General features: G+C 47.5%; 4 protein-coding genes. 2 read left to right on the top strand and 2 right to left on the bottom strand.

The window, feature by feature from the left end; translation table 11 throughout:
• The first annotated feature begins 224 nt into the window (after positions 1-224).
• Both BLP57_RS09830 and BLP57_RS09825 read left to right on the top strand, forming a co-directional pair.
• Entirely contained in the window at positions 225-2576 is a 2352-nt protein-coding gene (locus BLP57_RS09830) for a heavy metal translocating P-type ATPase (protein WP_092071352.1), read from the top strand.
• A gap of 134 nt (positions 2577-2710) precedes the next feature.
• A complete protein-coding gene (locus BLP57_RS09825; protein WP_022427364.1) occupies positions 2711-3022 on the top strand; it encodes an ArsR/SmtB family transcription factor in 312 nt (103 codons plus the stop codon).
• Positions 3023-3102: 80 nt separating this feature from the next.
• Here BLP57_RS09825 and BLP57_RS09820 read toward each other — a convergent pair whose 3' ends face one another.
• Complete coding sequence (locus tag BLP57_RS09820) at positions 3103-5220, bottom strand: glycoside hydrolase family 13 protein (RefSeq protein ID WP_092071324.1); 2118 nt, start codon at positions 5218-5220, stop codon at positions 3103-3105.
• A gap of 286 nt (positions 5221-5506) precedes the next feature.
• Positions 5507-7354 (bottom strand): ATP-dependent zinc metalloprotease FtsH, encoded by a 1848-nt coding sequence (gene ftsH / locus BLP57_RS09815; protein WP_092071321.1) that lies wholly within the window; start codon positions 7352-7354, stop codon positions 5507-5509.
• Between the last annotated feature and the right edge of the window lie 16 nt (positions 7355-7370).

Raw genomic sequence — 7370 nt, 5'->3', positions numbered from 1 at the left:
ACTGCGGCTGTGGCTGCGAGGATCACGAGCACGAACATCATGAACATGAGCATCATCATCACCATGACGAGCACTGCGGCTGTGGCTGCGAGGATTCCGAACACGAACATCATGCACACGAACACCATCACCACCATAACGAGCACTGCAGCTGTGGCTGCGGGGATCACGAGCATGAGCACCATGGTCACTCCCACAATGCTCTCACCGCAAAGCGTGTCTACATTCTGGAGAACCTCGGCTGCGCTCACTGTGCTTCCAAAATGGAGGAACGGATCCAGGCTCTTGAAGGCGTCGAAAGCGCTACCATTACTTTTGCAACAAAACAGCTTCGCTTAGGGGCTGCAGATCCAGACGCTCTGCTTCCGCAGATCCGCAAGATCTGCACATCCATTGAGTCTGAAGTTAAAGTTGTTCCGAGAAATCCAGCTCCGGCAGCTTCCACTGACACAACAACCAAGACCTATCTTCTGGAGAATCTAGGCTGCGCTCACTGCGCTTCCAAAATGGAGGAACAAATTGCAAACCTTGAAGGCATTTCCGAAGCAACCATCACTTTTGCAACAAAACAGCTTCGCTTAACTGCAAAGAATCCAGATCGATACCTGGATCAGATCCGTAAGATCTGTACATCCATTGAATCCGAAGTTCTTGTAAAAGAAAAGGATCCGAAGCCAAAGGCTCAGTCCCCAAAAACAGTGACTCACACAACCGCTTCCAAGAAGAAATTTTTCTCCAAGGAAAACGTAGATATCATCTGCATTATCATCGGTGCAGTACTCTTCGTTGCCGGAGAGATCATGGAACACAAAGGCTTTGGTACCAGTGCCACTCTTCCTGTATTTGTGATCGCATACCTGGCGCTTGGGGGTGTTATCGTTGTAAAAGCTGCCAAAAACATCTCTCACGGACAGATTTTTGACGAAAACTTTCTCATGAGCATTGCAACACTTGCCGCTTTTGCCATCAATGATTCTGCTGAGGCCGTAGGCGTTATGCTCTTTTACCGCATCGGCGAGCTTTTTGAGGAAAAAGCCGTTGAACGAAGCCGCGGGCAGATCATGGATGCCGTAGACCTTCGTCCGGAAGTTGTCAATCTGGTCACAGGCAATGAGATCCAGATAATTCCCTCTGAAGAGGCTCAGATCGGAGACATTCTTCTGGTCCGTCCCGGAGACCGCATCCCTCTTGATGGTATCGTAATTGAGGGAAACAGCCGTATCGACACTTCTCCGATCACAGGAGAGCCTGTACCGGTTGCTGTAAATGAAGGTGATGAGATCACTTCTGGTTGCGTCAACACTTCCGGCCAGCTTAAGATCCGCGTGGAAAAACCTCTGGAAGAATCCATGGTCACTCGTATTCTGGATTCCGTAGAAAACGCGGCAGCAAGCAAACCGAAGATCGACCGCTTTATCACACGTTTTGCCAAGGTTTATACTCCTTGTGTTGTAGGAATCGCATTGGCAACTGCCATACTCCCATCCCTTGTTACCGGAAACTGGCATTACTGGATCTACACAGCCATTACTTTCCTGGTAATGAGCTGCCCTTGTGCTCTTGTACTTAGTATCCCGCTGGCCTTCTTCTCTGGGATCGGTGCCGGTTCTAAAAAGGGTATCCTTTTCAAGGGTGGCCTTTCCATCGAAGGATTAAGTAAGCTCGGCGCTGTGATCATGGATAAGACCGGTACTATCACAGAGGGTAACTTCCAGCTTCAGAAGGTTGTTGCCACCGGTAAATACACGGAAAATGAACTCCTTTCCATGTGTGCAAGCTGTGAACAGAACTCCACACATCCTATTGCGAACAGCATCGTTGCTGCCGCAAAGGAACGTGAGATCCAATTTGAAAAACCGATCTCCCTGGAAGAAATTTCCGGTCACGGGATCGTTGCGGAAATGCCGGAGGGAAAAGTTCTCTGCGGAAATCGCAAGCTGATGGATAAATTCAGAGTTACAATCGGAGAATTAAAGGAAGCCGCTTACGGCTCTGAAGTATTTATGGCAGTAAACGGAACCTTCGCAGGATATATGCTGATCTCCGATACCATCAAACCTGACGCAAAGGAAGCCATTGCTTCTCTGAAAAAGCTTGGTCTCCACACCGTTATGCTCACTGGAGACTCCGAAGACAGTGCACAGGCTGTAGGAAAAGATGCCGGGATTGATGAGATCTATGCAAAGCTTCTTCCGGAGGATAAGCTCAATGCCCTGAAAAAGGTCCGCCAGACACATGGAACGGTTATGTTTGTCGGTGACGGTATCAACGACGCTCCTGTTCTTGCAGGTGCTGATGTAGGTGCTGCCATGGGAAGCGGTGCAGATGCTGCCATTGAAGCCGCAGATGCCGTATTTATGAATTCCAATGTAGATGCGATCCCTCAGTCTATCGCCATTGCACGAAGCACAAACCGTATTGCATGGCAGAACGTAATATTTGCCCTGGTGATCAAGATCGCAGTTATGATCCTTGGTCTTGCCGGACATGCCAACATGTGGATGGCCGTATTTGCAGACACTGGCGTTGCCATGATCTGCGTGCTGAATTCCATTCGTATCCTGTATAAAAAATAAGATCCGTTCTGCAGGGCAGATATCCTGCAGCGGATCCCTGTGCATCCATACACCTCCCCAGTGATGCAGAAAAGAATTTGACCGGTGCGTTTTTTTCAGCTACAATAGAAGTTAACAGTTTGGAGGATGCGCAAATGAAGAAAACACATATAGATTACCCGATCAATGATGATACACTGTACCGGCTTGCCGACCTGTTCAAGGTTTTCGGTGATCCTACCAGGATCCGTATCCTGTACGTACTTTCTGTGGAAGAGCTCTGTGTTCAGGATATTGCCGATCGTCTTTCCATGACCCAGAGTGCCATTTCCCATCAGCTCCGGGTACTGAAGCAGATGTCACTGGTCAAATTTCGAAGAGACGGAAAAACCATTTACTACTCCCTGGCAGACAGCCATGTGGCAACCATCATGAATCAGGGTCTGGAACACGTTACAGAAGAATAACTCATAAAACACAATGCAAAAAGCCAATCTGCTTCCTAATGGAAGAACAGATTGGCTTTTTTCTCTGCCTTACTCGTGCATCATTTGTATTTATCCCTCGCCCTGTGGTGAAGCACCATCGCTCCGTATGCAGGCATCTTCACCTGAAGAATCCCTGCATCTGCAATATATTCTTCCGGCATTTCCGTATAACCCTCTCCGGAAGAAAGCATCAGGCGCTGAAAAGCCGTTGCTTCTTTCCGGCTTACACCGGTTTTCCAGGCTGTTACCCTTATGTCTCTCTCCTGATCCTGATTATTAAGGATCACTATGATCTGTTCAGAATCAGAAAAACGACCATAGCTCAAGCCCTGATGATCGTTCCACAGAAATTCCAGGGAACCCTTTGCAAGAATCGGATATGCCTTGTGTATGCAGATCATGCGTTTATGAAAGTCCAGCATCTCCTGGTCTTCTTTTCCCCAGGGATAAGTTCTGCGGTTATCCGGATCTGTAAAGCCGCAGACGCCGGCCTCATCCCCGTAATATACCGTAGGCGAACCAGGCCACGTCATCTGAATCACAACAGCCTCTCCCATGATAGCAGGATTGATGCCTGCAGATGCTGCCTCTGCGCCTGCGTAGGAAAGCCTTCCTACTCTGTGATTGGTCCTTGTCAGAAATCTGGAATGGTCATGGTTTGAAAGCTCATTCATGGCTCCATAAAGCGCTCCCATATGCAAAGACTGCATATGATGCTTCATCGCCCCGATAAAGGCCTCACTGTTGCCATAAAGGTCCTCCCGGTACTCATCACTGTGCTTCTCCATTCCGGTCAGGAACCAGGTTACAGGCTCCATAAAAGCATCATAGTTCATAACTGTATCCCACTCATCGCCGCGAAGCCAGCTTTCCGGATTTCCGTAGTGTTCTGCAAGAATCACTGCATCAGGATTGGCTTCTTTTACTGTCCTCCGGAACTCTTTCCAGAAGTGATGGTTAAAATCATTGCTGTGGCCCAGATCTGCAGCTACATCCAGTCTCCAGCCGTCTACGTTATACGGCGGCGAAACCCATTTTCTGCCCACATCAAGGATCGTCCGGCAAAGCTCCTCAGATTCTTCGTAGTTCAGCTTTGGCAGGGTATCATGGGTCCACCAGCCGTCGTAGGTTGGATTATAGGGCCAGCGGTTCTGATCCTGGAAGCAGAAGAAAGAACGATAAGGGCTGTCCGCCGAAACATAGGCCCCCTTTTCGTAGCCTTCCTGATTTTCGTAGATCCGTTCCCTGTCCATCCATTTATTAAAGGATCCGCAATGGTTAAATACCCCATCCAGGATCACTTTCATCCCTCTTCTGTGAATTTCCTCCACAAGCTCCTGAAAAAGCTTATTACTGGCCTCCAAATTCCGTTTATCGGTCACACGGCGGATATATTTAAGGGCATGACTGTTGTCACTGTCTCCGGGACTTAACAGACCATCACAGTCCTCTACGATCCTTCCGATATGCGGATCGATATGATCGTAATCCTGACAGTCATACTTATGGTTGCTGGGAGAAACAAAGACCGGATTCAGATAGATCACATCTACTCCAAGCTCCTGAAGATAATCCAGCTTATCCATAACTCCCTGAAGATCGCCGCCATAAAATTCCCGGACACCCATCACAGCCGGAACCTTTTCCCAGTTATCCACTTTTACGGAAGTGTCCCCGATATAGAAATATTCCCCTGTTTCCACATCATTGGAAGGATCTCCGTTACAGAAACGATCCACATAAATCTGATACATCACAGCACCCTTCAGCCACTCAGGCACATAATATCCGGGATAGATCTCAAATTCTGTCCTTTCCTCATGTCTGGTGCTTACACCATTTGTATCATAATAACAGGTAACAAGTCCTGAATGGATCTCAAAGTAATATCGTACAAGATCTTTTCCCATTACGATCTGTGCAGTATAATAATCAAAGCTTCCGGAAGTTTTTTCCCGCTTCATTTCCAGATATTCTCCGTCATGCACAAGACAGACGTTGTCCACGTTATTTCTCTGGGTACGAAAACGGATCGTAACTGTATCACCTTCCCGCGGCTCCACAGGTGTACGGTAATATTCCGTCCCGTCACTGAACATTGCGTCTTTATTTAATACCGGACTCATATTGAGTATATACCGCATCTTCTTTGCAGTCTCCATGCTTTCATATAACATTCTATCTTCCTCATTCCGTTTTTAGTACCATGTTTTAAATATATTATCTTAATTTTTTCCATCCCGCAAGCATATATATCTGTTTTCTCCGTAATTCGTCTTTTATTTTTGGGCAGTAAAAAAGGCAGCTGGTTAAGCTGCCTTTTTTGGAGAAGGTATTTCTTCTTATGGGGTGTAGCAAAAACTATATAATGTATTGGGGGGTTTTTACGGTATTTATAGTACCATGTGTCCACCAAAAAGTGTGCACAAAGTTCACAAAATTCAATATATTTTTTTGTGCATTTTATTCGTTTGTTTTTGCAATCTCTTCTTTTTCTGTTGTAAAAAGTGCTTCAAACTCTTCACGATGTATCTTTTCCTTCTCGAGAAGAAGGGCCGCACAGCTGTGAAGAACGCCGATATTCTCACGGATGATGCTCTCTGCATTCTCATGGCACTCACGGATGATACGGGAAATCTCCCCATCGATCTCTCTTGCCACTTCCTCACTGTAGCCTCTGGTATGTGCCAGATCACGGCCGATAAATACCTCATCGTCATCGTTGCCGTAAGCGATCAGACCGATTTTTTCAGACATACCGTATTTCATTACCATAGAGCGTGCAGTCTCTGTGGCACGTTTGATATCATTGGAAGCACCGGTGGTGATATCTCCGAAGATGATCTCCTCAGCCACACGTCCGCCAAGAAGCGTGGTGATATCCTCCAGCATTTTGTTCTTTGTATTAAACATCTCATCATTATCCGGCAGCGGCATGGTGTAGCCGGCAGCTCCCATTCCCGTAGGGATAATGGAAATGGTGTATACCGGATCCATATGAGGAAGTACATGAAACAGGATCGCATGGCCTGCTTCATGATAAGCTGTGATCTTTTTCTCTTTATCAGAGATGACCTTGCTCTTCTTTTCTGCACCGATCCCGACCTTGATGAATGCTTTCTTGATATCCTTCTGCATGATATAAGGACGGCCCTCTTTTGCAGCATCAATGGCAGCTTCGTTAAGAAGGTTCTCCAGATCTGCACCTGTAAATCCTGCGGTTGTCTGGGCAATCTGGCGAAGATCCACATCATCTCCCAGCGGTTTGTCCTTGGCATGGACCATAAGGATCTCTTCTCTGCCCTTGACATCCGGGCGTCCCACACCGACTTTACGGTCAAATCGTCCCGGACGGAGGATCGCAGGATCCAGAATATCCACACGGTTGGTCGCTGCCATTACGATGATTCCTTCATTTACTCCAAAACCATCCATCTCTACAAGAAGCTGGTTCAACGTCTGCTCTCTCTCATCGTGGCCGCCGCCCATACCGGTTCCTCTCTGACGGGCTACCGCATCGATCTCATCAATAAAGATGATGCACGGTGCATGACGCTTGCCCTCTTCAAAAAGATCTCGTACACGGGAAGCACCGACACCAACAAACATCTCCACGAAATCGGATCCGGAAATGGAGAAAAACGGAACTCCGGCCTCTCCTGCAACTGCCTTCGCGAGAAGAGTTTTACCTGTTCCCGGAGGGCCCACAAGGATCACTCCCTTCGGGATCCTGGCACCTACCTTGGTATACTTCTGTGGGGATTTCAGGAAGTCAACTACCTCCTCCAGATCCTCCTTCTCCTCTTGAAGGCCTGCAACATCCTTGAATGTTACTTTCTTATCATCAGGGGACGACATCTTTGCTCTGCTTTTTCCGAAATTCATCATCTTCGCATTGCTTCCGCCGCCTCCGGACATCTGCCGGTTCATCATCATAAAGAAAAAGAGAAGGATCGCGCCGGTAAGCACTACCGGAAGTACTGTTCCGATCATGGAGCTGTCCTTGGGTACATTGCGGATCGTCGGATCGATATCATGTTCTTCAAGAAGCGCCTCCGCTTCCTTTACATCGGTTACGTAGACTGTCTTCTGACCATCTGAAACAATGTTTGCTGTTACATAACCGGTGGGCACTTCTCTGTTCTGATGGATCACCGCATCCGTCACTTTGTCTTCTTCCAGAGCCCTTTCCAGCTGGCCCATTGTGTAGCTGCCCTGGGTAGATACCTGGTCATTGAGATACAGATATCCTGCGATCAGTGCCACAATAAGCAGAAGGTACAGGCCTATCTTACCTGAATGCTTGCTCACTTGGTTAAATCTCCTT

The organism is Blautia sp. SF-50, from assembly GCF_900101315.1.
Lineage (GTDB): Bacteria > Bacillota > Clostridia > Lachnospirales > Lachnospiraceae > Blautia_A > Blautia_A fusiformis.
The sequence above is the reverse complement of the archived record's forward strand: the minus strand, read 5'-3'. Positions and strand labels throughout refer to the sequence as shown.

What these genes read in the sequence shown, in the direction of transcription:
- BLP57_RS09825 (WP_022427364.1), top strand. Translation starts at nt 2,711, where the DNA reads ATGAAGAAAACACATATAGATTACCCGATCAATGATGATACACTGTAC.
- BLP57_RS09820 (WP_092071324.1), bottom strand. Translation starts at nt 5,220, where the DNA reads ATGTTATATGAAAGCATGGAGACTGCAAAGAAGATGCGGTATATACTC.